Genomic DNA, 12,950 nt, shown 5'->3' on the forward strand with positions numbered 1-12,950 from the left:
GCTGCACAGATGGACGGCGCTATCCTAGTAGTAGCTTCTACAGACGGCCCAATGCCACAAACTCGTGAGCACATCCTACTTTCACGTCAGGTAGGTGTACCATTCATCATCGTATTCATGAACAAGTGTGACATGGTAGATGACGAAGAGCTTCTAGAGCTTGTAGAAATGGAAGTTCGTGAACTTCTTTCTGAGTATGATTTCCCAGGTGATGACCTACCAGTTATCCAAGGTTCTGCGCTTAAAGCCCTAGAAGGGGAGCCAGAGTGGGAAGCTAAGATCCTTGAGCTTGCAGAAGCTCTAGATACTTATATTCCAGAGCCAGAGCGTGCAATCGATGGTGCATTCATTCTACCAATCGAAGACGTATTCTCAATCTCAGGTCGTGGTACAGTTGTAACCGGTCGTGTTGAGCGCGGTATCGTTAAAGTCGGTGACGAAGTAGAAATCGTTGGTATCAAAGATACAACTAAGACGACTTGTACAGGTGTTGAAATGTTCCGTAAGCTGCTTGACGAAGGTCGTGCAGGTGAGAACTGTGGTGTACTACTACGTGGTACTAAGCGTGATGAAGTAGAGCGTGGTCAAGTATTGGCACAGCCTGGTTCAATCAACCCACACACTACTTTCGAATCAGAAGTATACGTACTGTCAAAAGAAGAGGGTGGTCGTCACACTCCATTCTTCAAGGGCTACCGTCCACAGTTCTACTTCCGTACAACTGACGTAACCGGTACTATCGAGCTTCCAGAAGGCGTAGAGATGGTAATGCCAGGTGACAACATNGAAGTATACGTACTGTCAAAAGAAGAGGGTGGTCGTCACACTCCATTCTTCAAGGGCTACCGTCCACAGTTCTACTTCCGTACAACTGACGTAACCGGTACTATCGAGCTTCCAGAAGGCGTAGAGATGGTAATGCCAGGTGACAACATYAAGATGGTAGTAACACTAATCTGCCCAATCGCGATGGATGAAGGTCTACGTTTCGCAATCCGCGAAGGTGGCCGTACAGTTGGTGCTGGTGTTGTAGCGAAAATCGTAGCTTAATCGCCATCGATTTTAGCAATACCCTGAAAAAGGCAGCTTAGGCTGCCTTTTTTATTGCCTAAAATAAAGGGGGAGTGTTTGCTGATTAGTTCGCTAAAGATAAAACTGGCTTTTAAATTTGCAGAAAGTATAATACCGGCCACTTTGAAGGTTAGCACCTAAGTGGTGTTAATTCGTTCAACGGGGTTGATCTCTAAATTCAGATCAGTATAATACCCCCTCGCCTTAACCATTAGGCGAAGATTGTCGGTTCTTAAAGCCGACGTAAAATAATACAGCGACTCCGATTTGGAGTCGAACGGTTAAATCATCTCGCTCTGCTTTTCCAGAAAGGAAGAAGCTAGAGGGTGATTTTTTATGTGTCCATTTTAGGAGCTCTGGTCAATGCAGAACCAAAGAATCCGTATCCGCTTAAAAGGATTTGATCATCGTTTGATCGATCAGTCTACTGCGGAAATCGTTGAAACTGCTAAGCGCACAGGCGCCCAGGTACGTGGTCCAATTCCACTACCAACGCGCAAAGAGCGTTATACCGTTTTGATCTCTCCACACGTTAATAAAGATGCGCGTGATCAGTACGAACTTCGTACTCATAAGCGTCTTGTTGACATCGTAGAGCCGACTGAGAAGACTGTAGATGCACTTATGCGTCTAGATCTTGCGGCAGGTGTTGACGTTCAAATTAGCTTAGGTTAATTGAGATCCTTAGAAGAGGTTTGAGAGATGGCTATCGGTCTTATCGGTCGTAAAGTAGGTATGACTCGCATCTTCACTGAAGATGGTGCGTCAATACCTGTAACAGTAATTGAAATTGCAGCTAACCGCGTTGCTCAAGTGAAAACTTTAGAAACTGACGGTTACCGTGCACTTCAAGTTACTACTGGTACCAAAAAAGCTAATCGCATCACTAAACCAGAAGCAGGTCACTTTGCTAAGGCTGGCGTAGAAGCTGGTCGTGGTTTGTGGGAAATGCGTTTGGCTGATGGTGAAGGCGAAGGCATTGAAGTTGGTGCTGAGCTTAATGTTGATATCTTCGCTGACGTAGCGAAAGTTGATGTTACTGGTCAATCAAAAGGTAAAGGTTTCCAAGGCGGTATCAAGCGTTGGAATTTCCGTACCCAAGATGCAACACATGGTAACTCATTGGCACATAGAGCTAACGGTTCTATCGGTCAAAACCAAACACCAGGTCGCGTTTTCAAAGGTAAGAAAATGTCTGGCCACATGGGTGCCGAGCGCGTTACTACTCAAAATCTAGACGTTGTACGTGTAGATGCTGAACGTAACCTGCTATTGGTTAAGGGTGCAGTTCCAGGCGCTACTAATGGCGACCTGATCATCAAGCCTGCCGTTAAAGCTTAGGTCTGAGGAGATAGTAATGGAATTGGTATTGAAAGACGCACAGAGTGCTCTTGAAGTTTCCGAAACTACCTTCGGCCGTGACTTTAATGAAGCACTGGTTCATCAGGTAGTTGTAGCATACGCTGCAAACGCGCGTCAGGGCACTCGTGCTCAAAAGACTCGCGCAGAAGTAACTGGCTCTGGCAAAAAGCCATGGCGCCAAAAAGGTACTGGCCGTGCACGTGCTGGTACTGTTAAAGGCCCAATCTGGCGTGGCGGTGGCGTTTCTTTCGCTGCTAAAACACAAGATCACAGCCAAAAAGTTAACAAGAAGATGTACCGCGGAGCGCTTAAGAGCATTCTGTCTGAGTTAGTACGTCAAGATCGCCTTGTTGTCGTTGAGTCATTTGGTGTTGAAGCTCCTAAAACTAAAGAGCTGAAAGCTAAATTGGCAGAAATGAACCTGGAAGACGTTTTAATTGTTACTCCAGAAATTGACGAGAACTTGTTCTTAGCTGCACGCAACCTATACAAAGTTGACGTTCGTGACGTAGCTGGTATCGATCCAGTAAGTCTAATCGCGTTCAACAAAGTACTAGTTACTGCCGATGCTGTTAAGCAAATCGAGGAGATGCTGGGATGATAAGCGAAGAACGTTTGCTAAAAGTTATTCTAGCGCCACACATCTCTGAAAAGAGTACTGTATGCGCTGAAAATAACAACACGGTCGTTTTCCGTGTAGCTATCGATGCGACTAAAGCTGAAGTTAAAGCTGCAGTAGCTAAGTTGTTCGAAGTTGAAGTTGATTCAGTTCGCACTCTAGTTAACAAAGGTAAAACCAAGCGTCACGGTGCCCGTACTGGCCGTCGTAGCGACTGGAAAAAAGCCTATGTGACTTTAGCTGCTGGTGCTGACATCGATTTCGTCGGCGCTGAGTAAGCAAAGGAGAATTATCATGGCAGTTATTAAGTGTAAGCCAACCTCTGCTGGGCGTCGCCACGTAGTTAAAGTGGTAAACAGCGATCTGCACAAGGGTAAACCTTTTGCTGGCCTGTTGGCGAAAAAGTCTAAAAGTGGTGGCCGTAATAACACTGGTCGTATCACTGTTCGTCACGTAGGTGGTGGACACAAGCAGCATTACCGTATTGTTGACTTCAAACGCGACAAAGACGGTATCCCTGCAAAAGTTGAGCGTTTGGAATATGATCCAAACCGCACAGCTAACATCGCACTTGTTTTGTATGCTGATGGTGAGCGTCGTTATATCCTTGCTGCTAAAGGCATGCAAGCTGGTGATCAAATCCAGTCTGGTATCGATGCAGAAATCAAAGCGGGTAACGCTTTGCCATTACGCAACATCCCAGTAGGTAGTGTTGTACACGCAGTTGAAATGAAGCCTGGTAAAGGTGCTCAGATCGCTCGTTCAGCAGGTACTTATGTACAAGTTGTAGCTCGTGATGGCGCATACGCTACTCTACGTCTTCGCTCTGGCGAAATGCGTAAAGTACCAGTAGATTGCCGCGCGACATTGGGTGAAGTTGGTAATGCCGAGCATATGCTACGCCAGTTAGGTAAAGCAGGTGCTAAGCGCTGGAGAGGCGTACGCCCAACAGTTCGTGGTGTTGCAATGAACCCAGTAGACCATCCACATGGTGGTGGTGAAGGCCGTACTTCTGGTGGTCGTCATCCAGTATCTCCATGGGGTGTCCCAACTAAGGGTTATAAGACCCGTAGTAACAAACGCACCGACAAGTACATTGTACGTCGTCGTAACAAAAAGTAAGAGGATTCGCCATGCCACGTTCTCTCAAGAAAGGTCCATTCATTGACCTACACTTGCTGAAGAAGGTAGAGAAAGCGATGGAAGCGGGTGACAAAAAGCCTATTAAGACTTGGTCTCGCCGCTCTATGATCATCCCTAACATGATTGGGTTGACCATCGCTGTCCATAATGGTCGTCAGCACGTACCTGTGTTCGTAACTGACGAAATGATCGGCCACAAGCTTGGTGAATTTTCACCAACTCGCACTTATCGCGGCCATGCTGCTGATAAGAAAGCGAAGAAGCGTTAATACGGGAGACTCAAGATGGAAGTTTTAGCTAAACATCGTTTTGCCCGTACGTCGCCTCAAAAGTGTCGTTTGGTTGCAGATCAAATCCGTGGACTGCCTGTTGCTAAGGCTCTCGAAATTTTAACTTTCAGCCCTAAGAAAGCAGCAGTACTTGTTAAAAAAGTACTAGATTCTGCAATCGCCAATGCTGAGCACAACGAAGGTGCTGACATTGATGAGTTGAAAGTTGGAAAAGTCTTTGTAGATGAAGGTCCAACAATGAAGCGTATCATGCCACGTGCCAAAGGCCGTGCTGATCGTATAATCAAGCGTACCAGCCACATCACTGTGGTTGTATCAGATCGCTAGGAGTTAGCAATGGGACAGAAAGTACATCCTAATGGTATCCGTCTGGGTATCACTAAGCCTTGGATCTCGACTTGGTACGCTGATAAATCAGATTATGCCAATAACTTGAGCAGTGACTGGGAAGTGCGTAAGTTTCTAGAAAAGAAACTTAAGCAAGCTTCAGTCTCTAAGATTGTTATCGAGCGTCCAGCGAAGAGTGTTCGCGTTACTATTCACACTGCCCGTCCAGGTGTTGTGATTGGTAAGAAAGGTGAAGACGTTGAAAAGTTGCGCAACCAAGTTGCCAAGTTGACTGGTATTCCAGCTCAAATCAACATCGCTGAAATCCGTAAGCCTGAGCTAGATGCGAAGCTTGTTGCCGAAGGCATCGCTTCACAGCTAGAGCGTCGTGTTATGTTCCGTCGTGCTATGAAGCGCGCTGTACAAAACGCAATGCGTCTTGGTGCTAAGGGTATTAAAGTTGAAGTGAGCGGCCGTCTAGGCGGTGCTGAGATTGCGCGTTCAGAGTGGTATCGTGAAGGTCGTGTGCCTCTACATACACTGCGTGCTGATATCGACTACTCTACTGCAGAAAGTCACACTCAATACGGTGTGATCGGCGTTAAAGTTTGGGTCTTCAAAGGTGAAGTTCTAGACGGCGTTGTACCTGCACTAGAAGAGCCGAAACAGCAGCCGAAGCGTAAGCCTCGCGGTAAATAGGAGAGCTGGCAATGCTGCAACCAAAACGAATGAAGTTTCGCAAAATGTTCAAAGGCCGCAACCGTGGTCTTGCGAACGGCACTGAAGTAAGCTTCGGTGAATTCGGTCTGAAGGCTGTTGGACGTGGTCGTCTAACTGCTCGTCAAATCGAATCTGCGCGTCGTGCTATGACACGTCACATTAAACGTCAAGGTCAAATTTGGATTCGTGTTTTCCCTGACAAGCCAATTACCTCTAAGCCTCTTGAAGTGCGTATGGGTAAAGGTAAGGGTAACGTAGAATACTGGGTTTGCCAGATTCAACCTGGTAAGGTGCTTTATGAGATGAATGGCGTATCAGAAGAGCTAGCGCGTGAAGCGTTTACTCTTGCTGCTGCTAAGCTTCCTATTAAGACTACCTTCGTAACTAAGACGGTGATGTAATGAAAGCGAGCGAACTAACACAGAAGAGCGTTGAAGAATTGAACGCTGAACTGCTTGGTCTGCTGCGTGAGCAGTTTAATCTGCGTATGCAACACGCCACTGGTCAGTTGTCTCAAACTCATCAGCTTAAAATCGTGCGTCGTAACATTGCGCGCGTTAAGACCATTATTACTTCTAAGGCGGGTGCATAATGTCTGATAAAATCCGTACTTTGCAAGGTCGAGTACTTAGCGACAAGATGGACAAGTCTATCACTGTTGCTATTGAACGTAAGGTTAAACACCCTCTATACGGGAAGTTTATCAAGCGTACTACTAAGATCCATGCACATGACGAAACAAATCAGTGTAATGCTGGCGATATCGTGACTATTCGCGAATGCCGTCCGCTGTCAAAGACTAAGTCTTGGACTCTGGTTGAAGTAGTAACAAAAGCCTAATTATTTAGGCATTTAGCGAAACGGCTCCTTTTGACGGAGCCGTTTTTATTTTTAGTACTATCCTTTCCTATTTGGTGGTGTTATACTTGCGCGCCATTTTGGTCATTAATATGGTCTAAAATGGTTAAATATGCCCCAATTGTGGGATTTGTGAAGTAACGATAGCGGAGCACTTAAAATGATCCAAATGCAATCGACTCTAGAAGTCGCCTGTAACAGTGGCGCTCGTAGAGTTCAGTGTATTAAGGTCTTGGGTGGCTCTCATCGTCGTTATGCCGGTATCGGCGACGTCATCAAGGTTTCTGTAAAGGAAGCCATTCCTCGCGGTAAAGCGAAGAAAGGTGATGTGTATAACGCGGTGGTAGTCCGTACTAAGAAAGGCGTACGTCGTCCAGATGGTTCTGTCATTCGCTTCGATCGAAATGCAGCGGTTTTGCTTAACGCAAACCTTGCACCGATTGGTACTCGTATTTTTGGACCAGTGACGCGTGAATTGCGTACAGAACAATTTATGAAAATTGTTTCTCTGGCACCAGAAGTACTGTAAGGAGCTTCAAAATGGCAGCTAAAATCCGTCGCGAAGACGAAGTAATTGTACTAGCAGGTAAAGACAAGGGTAAACGCGGTAAGGTTTCTCAAGTTTTACCAACTGGTAAATTAATTGTAGAAGGCATCAATCTTATCAAGAAGCACCAAAAGCCTAACCCACAACTGGGTGTGACTGGTGGTATTGTTGAGAAAGAAGCACCAATACAAGCATCAAATGTAGCGATTTTCAACTCTGCTTCTGGCAAAGCTGATCGCGTTGGTTTCCGATTTGAAGACGGCCAAAAGGTTCGTTTCTTTAAGTCGAACAGTGAACTCATTAAGTAATTGGAGTAAACGATGGCGAAACTGCATGATAAATACAAAGAGACTGTTATCGCTGAACTTGCTAAGAAGTTCGGTTATACCAGTGTCATGCAAGTCCCTCGGATTGAGAAAATCACCCTTAACATGGGTGTTGGCGAAGCTGTAGCAGATAAGAAAGTTATGGAGCACGCGCTTCGTGACATGACTGCTATCGCTGGTCAAAAGCCAGTAGTAACTGTAGCTCGTAAATCAGTTGCTGGTTTTAAAATCCGTGATGGCTACCCGATCGGCTGTAAGGTAACTCTGCGTGGCGAACGCATGTGGGAGTTCCTTGAGCGTTTAGTTGATATCGCAATCCCGCGTATCCGTGACTTCCGTGGTTTGAGCGCTAAGTCGTTCGACGGACGCGGTAACTACGCAATGGGTGTACGTGAGCAAATCATCTTCCCGGAAATCGATTACGATAAAATCGACAAAATCCGTGGTATGGATATTGTTATCACTACTACTGCGAAGAATGACGAAGAAGGCCGTGCTTTATTAGACGCCTTTAACTTCCCATTCAAGAAATAAGGGTAGCGAAATGGCAAAAAGTTCAATGAAAGCACGTGAAGCAAAACGTGCAAAGCTCGTGGCTAAGTATGCTGAAAAGCGTCTAGCTCTTAAGGCTATCATTAGCAATCCAACAACTTCTGACGAAGATCGTTGGGATGCAGTTCTTAAGCTGCAAGGTCTACCACGTGACTCAAGTTCTGCGCGTCAGCGCAATCGTTGTAGTCAAACTGGTCGCCCACATGGTTTCCTACGCAAGTTCGGCTTAAGCCGTATCAAATTGCGTGAAGCTACCATGCGTGGTGAAGTTCCTGGTCTGCGTAAGGCCAGCTGGTAATACTTGTCACGGAGTAAGCTAATATGAGCATGCAAGATCCAATTGCGGATATGTTAACTCGCATTCGTAACGGCCAAGCTGCTAACAAAGTATCAGTATCTATGCCTTCTGCTAAGCTAAAAGTTGCCATCGCGCAAACGCTTAAAGAAGAAGGTTACATCACTGATTACGCCGTAGCAGGCGAAGCCAAGCCGGTTTTAGAAATCACTTTAAAGTATTTCCAAGGCCAACCAGTCGTTGAGACTATCCAGCGCGTAAGTCGTCCTGGTCTTCGTATTTACAAAGGTAAAAACGATCTACCAAAGGTGATGGGCGGTCTGGGTGTCGCAATCGTGTCCACTTCTAAAGGTTTGATGACTGATCGTGCCGCCCGCCAAAATGGCATGGGTGGAGAAGTTATCTGCTACGTAGCATAAGGAGCTAGCCATGTCTCGTGTCGCAAAAGCACCAGTCGCTATTCCTGCAGGCGTAGAAGTGACTTTGAACGAACAAACTATCACCGTAAAAGGTACTAAAGGTAGTTTGACTCGAGTAATTAACACTGACGTTGCTGTTGTTGTTGAAAACAATGAAGTTAAGTGTTCACCAGCTGAAGGTGTTGCTTCTGCAGCACAAGCCGGTACTGCTCGAGCTTTAATCAACAACATGGTTGTTGGTGTTAGCGAAGGTTTCGAAAGAAAACTGACTCTAGTTGGTGTTGGTTACCGTGCAAAAATTGCTGGTGACGGTATCGACCTGACTTTAGGTTTTTCTCACCCTCTAGTACACCAGCTTCCTGACGGCGTAACTGCAGAGTGCCCATCACAAACTGAAATCGTACTGAAAGGTACAGATAAGCAGTTGATCGGCCAAGTTGCTGCAGAGATTCGTGGCTACCGTCCACCAGAGCCTTATAAAGGTAAGGGTGTTCGTTATGCTGATGAACAAGTACGCCGTAAAGAGGCTAAGAAGAAGTAGGTAACGCGATATGGATAAGAAAACATCTCGCTTACGCCGCGCTACTCGCGCCCGTAAGAAGATCCAAGAGCTGGGCGTTAACCGTCTGGTTGTACATCGTACACCACGTCACACGTACGCACAGGTTATTGATGCCAACGCGCAAGTTGTGGCGGCAGCTTCTACTGCTGAAAAAGCGGTATCAGAGCAGCTTAAATACACAGGTAACGTAGATGCAGCTAAAGCCGTAGGTAAAACTATCGCTGAGCGTGCAATCGAGAAAGGCGTAACTGTAGTTGCATTCGATCGTTCCGGCTTTAAGTATCATGGTCGCGTTGCTGCATTAGCAGACGCTGCTCGTGAAGCTGGCCTACAGTTCTAAGGAATGATTAAAAATGGCTAAATTTGAAGCTCAACAAAAAGACGATCTGCAAGAGAAATTAGTTGCAGTAAATCGTGTTTCTAAAGTAGTTAAAGGCGGACGTATCTTTAGCTTCACTGCACTAACTGTAGTGGGTGATGGTAACGGTAAAGTCGGCTATGGCTATGGTAAAGCGCGTGAAGTACCTGCAGCAATTCAGAAAGCAATGGAAAAGGCTCGCCGTAACATTGTTTCTGTTGAACTTGTAAATGGTACTTTGCACCACCCTGTTAAGGGCCGTCATACTGGTTCGCGTGTTTACATGCAACCAGCATCTGAAGGTACTGGTATTATTGCCGGTGGTGCGATGCGTGCCGTATTGGAAGTAGCAGGCGTTCATAACGTACTGTCAAAAGCATACGGTTCTACTAACCCGATCAACATCGTTCGCGCAACTGTAGATGCGTTGGTGCACATGAAGTCACCATCACAAATCGCAGCTAAGCGTGGCCTGAATGTTGATGAAATTCGAGGTTAAGCACCATGGCTACTAAAACTTTAAAAGTAACTCAGACTAAGAGTTCAATTGGACGTTTGCCAAAGCATCGTGCAACTTTGACTGGTCTAGGTCTACGCCGTATTAATCACACTGTTGAACTTGAGGATACTCCTGCTGTTCGCGGTATGATTAACAAGGTTTACTACATGGTCAAGGTGGAGGATTAATCAATGAAATTGAATACTCTATCTCCAGCTGCAGGTTCTAAATCAGCAGCTAAGCGTGTAGGTCGCGGTATCGGTTCTGGCCTAGGTAAGACTGCTGGTCGCGGTCACAAAGGTCAGAAGTCTCGTTCAGGCGGCGGCGTTCGTGTCGGTTTCGAAGGTGGTCAAATGCCACTTAAGATCCGTTTGCCGAAATTCGGTTTTACTTCGCGTAAAGCGATGGTAACTGCTGAAATTCGTATCAGCGAATTAGCTAAAGTTAACGGTGATGTTGTCGACTTAAATGCACTGAAAGATGCGAATTTAGTTACTCGCAACATACAGTTTGCTAAAGTCGTTCTTTCAGGTACCATTGAACGCCCAGTGACCGTAAAAGGTCTCAAGGTAACCAAAGGTGCACGTGCAGCTATCGAAGCTGCCGGCGGAAAGATCGAGGAATAATACGTCGATGGCAAAACCAGGACTTGATTTAAAAAGCGCGAAAGGCGGTTTATCAGAATTGAAAACTCGTCTCCTGTTCGTGATTGGTGCGATTATCGTCTTTAGAGCCGGTTCGTTCGTACCAATTCCTGGTATTGACGCAGCTGTATTAGCAGAGCTGTTTAATCAGCAGAAGGGTACCATCTTAGGCATGTTTAACATGTTCTCTGGTGGCGCCCTTGAACGTGCTTCTATCTTTGCATTAGGTATCATGCCGTATATTTCGGCATCGATTATCATGCAATTATTGACTGTAGTTCACCCTGCACTTGCTGAACTGAAAAAGGAAGGCGAGTCAGGACGTAAGAAGATCAGTCAATATACACGATACGGCACATTGGTCTTGGGTACATTCCAAGCAGTCGGTATTGCAACCGGTTTACCAAATTTAGTACCAGGCTTAGTTGTAAACTTAGGCCTTGGTTTCTATTTTGTAGCGGTTGTGAGTCTAGTAACAGGAACCATGTTCCTAATGTGGCTAGGTGAACAAATTACCGAACGAGGCATAGGTAACGGTATCTCGATTCTTATTTTCGCAGGTATTGTTGCTGGTCTACCATCTGCTATCGGCCAAACGGCTGAGCAGGCGCGTCAAGGCGACTTGAACGTACTCGTTTTATTGTTGATTGCAGTAATTGTATTTGCTGTGACCTATTTTGTAGTGTTTGTTGAGCGTGGACAACGTCGTATCGTTGTTAACTATGCTAAGCGTCAGCAAGGCCGTAAGGTTTTTGCAGCGCAAAGCACTCACTTACCACTGAAGGTCAACATGGCAGGTGTAATTCCACCAATCTTTGCGTCAAGCATCATTTTGTTCCCAGGCACACTGGCTCAGTGGTTTGGTCAAAATGAAGGGTTATCTTGGTTAAGTGATTTTTCACTTGCTGTTTCACCAGGACAACCGCTTTACTCATTATTGTATGCAACAGCGATTATTTTCTTCTGTTTCTTCTACACCGCGTTGGTATTTAACCCACGTGAAACAGCTGATAACTTGAAGAAGAGTGGTGCGTTTATTCCCGGGATCCGTCCTGGAGAACAGACTTCGCGTTACATAGATAAAGTAATGACCCGCCTAACATTGGCCGGTGCACTATATATTACCTTTATCTGTTTAATTCCGGAGTTCATGTTAATCGCGTGGAAGGTACAGTTCTACTTTGGCGGTACCTCACTACTAATTATGGTAGTCGTGATCATGGACTTCATGGCTCAGGTTCAGACCCATATGATGTCTCATCAGTATGAGTCTGTGATGAAGAAAGCTAACCTAGTTAACAAAGCGAATTTAGATCGCTTTGGACGCTAAGTAGCTTTACGGAGTGATGAAATGAAAGTTCGAGCTTCCGTGAAGAAGATCTGCCGTAACTGCAAGATCGTCAAGCGTAGCGGCGTTGTACGCGTTATCTGTGTTGAACCAAAACACAAACAGCGTCAAGGCTAAAAAACTTTTGACCAGCTCATAAATTGAGCTGGTCAAAATATTATTTGCAAAATCGTCATCTGTCGAGTATCCTACCGGGCTTTTCACAGATGGCCTTTAACTTATGAGGAGTGCATAGTGGCCCGTATCGCTGGCATTAACATTCCTGATCAGAAGCATACAGTCATTGCATTGACTGCAATCTATGGTATTGGACTAACTCGCGCACAACAAATTTGCGCAGCTACTTCAATTGCTGAAGATGCTAAGATCAAGGAATTGAGCGAAGCTCAAATAGACACACTACGCGAAGAAGTTGCTAAATACATTGTAGAAGGTGACTTGCGTCGTGAGATCTCTATGAACATCAAGCGTCTAATGGACCTTGGTTGTTATCGTGGTCTCCGCCACCGTCGTAGCCTGCCCCTTCGTGGGCAACGTACTAAGACCAATGCGCGTACGCGTAAGGGTCCACGTAAGCCAATTAGAAAGTAACGGGAAGGTAAACCAATATGGCTAAAGTTCCGTCACGTTCAACGCGCAAGCGCGTACGTAAACAGGTTGCTGATGGCATGGCTCATATCCATGCATCTTTCAACAACACTATTATCACCATTACAGATCGTCAAGGTAATGCACTTTCTTGGGCAACTTCTGGTGGTTCAGGTTTCCGTGGTTCACGTAAATCTACCCCATTCGCTGCACAGGTAGCTGCTGAGCGCGCAGGTGTTGCAGCTCAGGACTACGGTGTTAAAAACCTTGAAGTTTTCGTGAAGGGTCCAGGTCCAGGACGTGAGTCAGCTATTCGAGCGCTGAACGCGGTTGGTTACAAAATAACCAACATTACCGATGTGACGCCGATCCCTCATAATGGTTGTCGTCCTCCTAAGAAACGTCGCGTTTAATCGCCCCGT

26 protein-coding genes and 1 pseudogene are annotated in these 12,950 nt (G+C 45.9%); all 27 read left to right on the top strand.

What is annotated here, in order from left to right; all coding sequences use genetic code 11:
• Positions 1-783: pseudogene (locus L1D21_RS16085) on the top strand (elongation factor Tu); the annotation flags it as partial.
• Positions 769-1,050, top strand: a complete 282-nt coding sequence (locus L1D21_RS16090) for a hypothetical protein (protein ID WP_239846317.1) — start codon at positions 769-771, stop codon at positions 1,048-1,050. The pseudogene L1D21_RS16085 and the gene L1D21_RS16090, both read left to right, overlap by 15 nt.
• Before the next feature lie 384 nt (positions 1,051-1,434).
• The gene (gene rpsJ / locus L1D21_RS16095) at positions 1,435-1,746 is read left to right on the top strand and encodes a 30S ribosomal protein S10 (protein WP_011070616.1); all 312 of its coding nucleotides are present in this window, start codon (positions 1,435-1,437) and stop codon (positions 1,744-1,746) included.
• Between the two features lie 27 nt (positions 1,747-1,773).
• Positions 1,774-2,412, top strand: coding sequence for a 50S ribosomal protein L3 (gene rplC / locus L1D21_RS16100; RefSeq protein WP_041510739.1), 639 nt, complete (start codon positions 1,774-1,776; stop codon positions 2,410-2,412).
• Positions 2,413-2,428: 16 nt separating this feature from the next.
• Positions 2,429-3,034, top strand: coding sequence for a 50S ribosomal protein L4 (gene rplD / locus L1D21_RS16105; protein WP_239846287.1), 606 nt, complete (start codon positions 2,429-2,431; stop codon positions 3,032-3,034).
• Positions 3,031-3,330, top strand: coding sequence for a 50S ribosomal protein L23 (gene rplW, locus L1D21_RS16110; protein WP_011863968.1), 300 nt, complete (start codon positions 3,031-3,033; stop codon positions 3,328-3,330). Before rplD ends, rplW begins: the two co-directional genes overlap by 4 nt.
• Positions 3,331-3,346: 16 nt before the next feature.
• Positions 3,347-4,174 carry a 50S ribosomal protein L2 gene (gene rplB, locus L1D21_RS16115; RefSeq protein ID WP_239846288.1) on the top strand — a complete coding sequence of 276 codons (828 nt, stop codon included), beginning with the start codon at positions 3,347-3,349 and terminating at the stop codon, positions 4,172-4,174.
• 11 nt (positions 4,175-4,185) lie between these two features.
• Positions 4,186-4,464: a 30S ribosomal protein S19 gene (gene rpsS / locus L1D21_RS16120; protein WP_006083596.1), complete on the top strand. Its 279-nt coding sequence runs from the start codon at positions 4,186-4,188 to the stop codon at positions 4,462-4,464.
• Positions 4,465-4,479: 15 nt separating this feature from the next.
• Positions 4,480-4,812: a 50S ribosomal protein L22 gene (rplV, locus tag L1D21_RS16125; protein ID WP_011863971.1), complete on the top strand. Its 333-nt coding sequence runs from the start codon at positions 4,480-4,482 to the stop codon at positions 4,810-4,812.
• Positions 4,813-4,821: 9 nt separating this feature from the next.
• A complete protein-coding gene (gene rpsC / locus L1D21_RS16130; protein WP_160798922.1) occupies positions 4,822-5,511 on the top strand; it encodes a 30S ribosomal protein S3 in 690 nt (229 codons plus the stop codon).
• A gap of 11 nt (positions 5,512-5,522) precedes the next feature.
• Entirely contained in the window at positions 5,523-5,933 is a 411-nt protein-coding gene (rplP, locus tag L1D21_RS16135) for a 50S ribosomal protein L16 (protein WP_011863973.1), read from the top strand.
• The gene (gene rpmC / locus L1D21_RS16140; protein WP_239846289.1) at positions 5,933-6,124 is read left to right on the top strand and encodes a 50S ribosomal protein L29; all 192 of its coding nucleotides are present in this window, start codon (positions 5,933-5,935) and stop codon (positions 6,122-6,124) included. Before rplP ends, rpmC begins: the two co-directional genes overlap by 1 nt.
• Positions 6,124-6,372, top strand: a complete 249-nt coding sequence (gene rpsQ / locus L1D21_RS16145; RefSeq protein ID WP_239846290.1) for a 30S ribosomal protein S17 — start codon at positions 6,124-6,126, stop codon at positions 6,370-6,372. The genes rpmC and rpsQ overlap by 1 nt, the downstream gene beginning before the upstream one ends.
• Before the next feature lie 178 nt (positions 6,373-6,550).
• Positions 6,551-6,919, top strand: a complete 369-nt coding sequence (gene rplN / locus L1D21_RS16150; RefSeq protein ID WP_011863976.1) for a 50S ribosomal protein L14 — start codon at positions 6,551-6,553, stop codon at positions 6,917-6,919.
• A gap of 11 nt (positions 6,920-6,930) precedes the next feature.
• Positions 6,931-7,245: a 50S ribosomal protein L24 gene (gene rplX, locus L1D21_RS16155; RefSeq protein WP_239846291.1), complete on the top strand. Its 315-nt coding sequence runs from the start codon at positions 6,931-6,933 to the stop codon at positions 7,243-7,245.
• Between the two features lie 12 nt (positions 7,246-7,257).
• Positions 7,258-7,797, top strand: a complete 540-nt coding sequence (gene rplE / locus L1D21_RS16160) for a 50S ribosomal protein L5 (RefSeq protein WP_220062689.1) — start codon at positions 7,258-7,260, stop codon at positions 7,795-7,797.
• Positions 7,798-7,807: 10 nt separating this feature from the next.
• Positions 7,808-8,113, top strand: a complete 306-nt coding sequence (gene rpsN, locus L1D21_RS16165) for a 30S ribosomal protein S14 (protein ID WP_033540777.1) — start codon at positions 7,808-7,810, stop codon at positions 8,111-8,113.
• A 23-nt stretch (positions 8,114-8,136) separates the two neighbouring features.
• Complete coding sequence (gene rpsH / locus L1D21_RS16170; protein ID WP_239846292.1) at positions 8,137-8,529, top strand: 30S ribosomal protein S8; 393 nt, start codon at positions 8,137-8,139, stop codon at positions 8,527-8,529.
• Between the two features lie 10 nt (positions 8,530-8,539).
• Positions 8,540-9,070 (top strand): 50S ribosomal protein L6, encoded by a 531-nt coding sequence (rplF, locus tag L1D21_RS16175; protein ID WP_239846293.1) that lies wholly within the window; start codon positions 8,540-8,542, stop codon positions 9,068-9,070.
• Positions 9,071-9,080: 10 nt separating this feature from the next.
• The gene (gene rplR / locus L1D21_RS16180) at positions 9,081-9,431 is read left to right on the top strand and encodes a 50S ribosomal protein L18 (protein ID WP_239846294.1); all 351 of its coding nucleotides are present in this window, start codon (positions 9,081-9,083) and stop codon (positions 9,429-9,431) included.
• 13 nt (positions 9,432-9,444) lie between these two features.
• A complete protein-coding gene (gene rpsE, locus L1D21_RS16185; protein WP_028774678.1) occupies positions 9,445-9,948 on the top strand; it encodes a 30S ribosomal protein S5 in 504 nt (167 codons plus the stop codon).
• 5 nt (positions 9,949-9,953) lie between these two features.
• On the top strand, positions 9,954-10,136 hold the full coding sequence (gene rpmD / locus L1D21_RS16190; protein WP_011863984.1) for a 50S ribosomal protein L30: 183 nt from the start codon (positions 9,954-9,956) through the stop codon (positions 10,134-10,136).
• Positions 10,137-10,139: 3 nt separating this feature from the next.
• Positions 10,140-10,574, top strand: a complete 435-nt coding sequence (rplO, locus tag L1D21_RS16195; RefSeq protein ID WP_239846295.1) for a 50S ribosomal protein L15 — start codon at positions 10,140-10,142, stop codon at positions 10,572-10,574.
• A gap of 7 nt (positions 10,575-10,581) precedes the next feature.
• Positions 10,582-11,922, top strand: coding sequence for a preprotein translocase subunit SecY (secY, locus tag L1D21_RS16200; RefSeq protein ID WP_239846296.1), 1,341 nt, complete (start codon positions 10,582-10,584; stop codon positions 11,920-11,922).
• 21 nt (positions 11,923-11,943) lie between these two features.
• The gene (rpmJ, locus tag L1D21_RS16205) at positions 11,944-12,057 is read left to right on the top strand and encodes a 50S ribosomal protein L36 (RefSeq protein ID WP_006083579.1); all 114 of its coding nucleotides are present in this window, start codon (positions 11,944-11,946) and stop codon (positions 12,055-12,057) included.
• Between the two features lie 117 nt (positions 12,058-12,174).
• On the top strand, positions 12,175-12,531 hold the full coding sequence (gene rpsM, locus L1D21_RS16210) for a 30S ribosomal protein S13 (protein ID WP_011863987.1): 357 nt from the start codon (positions 12,175-12,177) through the stop codon (positions 12,529-12,531).
• A gap of 17 nt (positions 12,532-12,548) precedes the next feature.
• Positions 12,549-12,941 carry a 30S ribosomal protein S11 gene (gene rpsK / locus L1D21_RS16215; RefSeq protein ID WP_011863988.1) on the top strand — a complete coding sequence of 131 codons (393 nt, stop codon included), beginning with the start codon at positions 12,549-12,551 and terminating at the stop codon, positions 12,939-12,941.
• Positions 12,942-12,950: the final 9 nt, after the last annotated feature.

This window comes from Shewanella sp. Isolate11 (assembly GCF_022398315.1).
Lineage (GTDB): Bacteria > Pseudomonadota > Gammaproteobacteria > Enterobacterales > Shewanellaceae > Shewanella.

Bases quoted from the DNA above. Each gene is read 5' to 3' on its own strand.
- rpsJ (WP_011070616.1), top strand. From the start codon at position 1,435: ATGCAGAACCAAAGAATCCGTATCCGCTTAAAAGGATTTGATCATCGT.
- rplC (WP_041510739.1), top strand. From the start codon at position 1,774: ATGGCTATCGGTCTTATCGGTCGTAAAGTAGGTATGACTCGCATCTTC.
- rplD (WP_239846287.1), top strand. From the start codon at position 2,429: ATGGAATTGGTATTGAAAGACGCACAGAGTGCTCTTGAAGTTTCCGAA.
- rplW (WP_011863968.1), top strand. From the start codon at position 3,031: ATGATAAGCGAAGAACGTTTGCTAAAAGTTATTCTAGCGCCACACATC.
- rplB (WP_239846288.1), top strand. From the start codon at position 3,347: ATGGCAGTTATTAAGTGTAAGCCAACCTCTGCTGGGCGTCGCCACGTA.
- rpsS (WP_006083596.1), top strand. From the start codon at position 4,186: ATGCCACGTTCTCTCAAGAAAGGTCCATTCATTGACCTACACTTGCTG.
- rplV (WP_011863971.1), top strand. From the start codon at position 4,480: ATGGAAGTTTTAGCTAAACATCGTTTTGCCCGTACGTCGCCTCAAAAG.
- rpsC (WP_160798922.1), top strand. From the start codon at position 4,822: ATGGGACAGAAAGTACATCCTAATGGTATCCGTCTGGGTATCACTAAG.
- rplP (WP_011863973.1), top strand. From the start codon at position 5,523: ATGCTGCAACCAAAACGAATGAAGTTTCGCAAAATGTTCAAAGGCCGC.
- rpmC (WP_239846289.1), top strand. From the start codon at position 5,933: ATGAAAGCGAGCGAACTAACACAGAAGAGCGTTGAAGAATTGAACGCT.
- rpsQ (WP_239846290.1), top strand. From the start codon at position 6,124: ATGTCTGATAAAATCCGTACTTTGCAAGGTCGAGTACTTAGCGACAAG.
- rplN (WP_011863976.1), top strand. From the start codon at position 6,551: ATGATCCAAATGCAATCGACTCTAGAAGTCGCCTGTAACAGTGGCGCT.
- rplX (WP_239846291.1), top strand. From the start codon at position 6,931: ATGGCAGCTAAAATCCGTCGCGAAGACGAAGTAATTGTACTAGCAGGT.
- rplE (WP_220062689.1), top strand. From the start codon at position 7,258: ATGGCGAAACTGCATGATAAATACAAAGAGACTGTTATCGCTGAACTT.
- rpsN (WP_033540777.1), top strand. From the start codon at position 7,808: ATGGCAAAAAGTTCAATGAAAGCACGTGAAGCAAAACGTGCAAAGCTC.
- rpsH (WP_239846292.1), top strand. From the start codon at position 8,137: ATGAGCATGCAAGATCCAATTGCGGATATGTTAACTCGCATTCGTAAC.
- rplF (WP_239846293.1), top strand. From the start codon at position 8,540: ATGTCTCGTGTCGCAAAAGCACCAGTCGCTATTCCTGCAGGCGTAGAA.
- rplR (WP_239846294.1), top strand. From the start codon at position 9,081: ATGGATAAGAAAACATCTCGCTTACGCCGCGCTACTCGCGCCCGTAAG.
- rpsE (WP_028774678.1), top strand. From the start codon at position 9,445: ATGGCTAAATTTGAAGCTCAACAAAAAGACGATCTGCAAGAGAAATTA.
- rpmD (WP_011863984.1), top strand. From the start codon at position 9,954: ATGGCTACTAAAACTTTAAAAGTAACTCAGACTAAGAGTTCAATTGGA.
- rplO (WP_239846295.1), top strand. From the start codon at position 10,140: ATGAAATTGAATACTCTATCTCCAGCTGCAGGTTCTAAATCAGCAGCT.
- secY (WP_239846296.1), top strand. From the start codon at position 10,582: ATGGCAAAACCAGGACTTGATTTAAAAAGCGCGAAAGGCGGTTTATCA.
- rpmJ (WP_006083579.1), top strand. From the start codon at position 11,944: ATGAAAGTTCGAGCTTCCGTGAAGAAGATCTGCCGTAACTGCAAGATC.
- rpsK (WP_011863988.1), top strand. From the start codon at position 12,549: ATGGCTAAAGTTCCGTCACGTTCAACGCGCAAGCGCGTACGTAAACAG.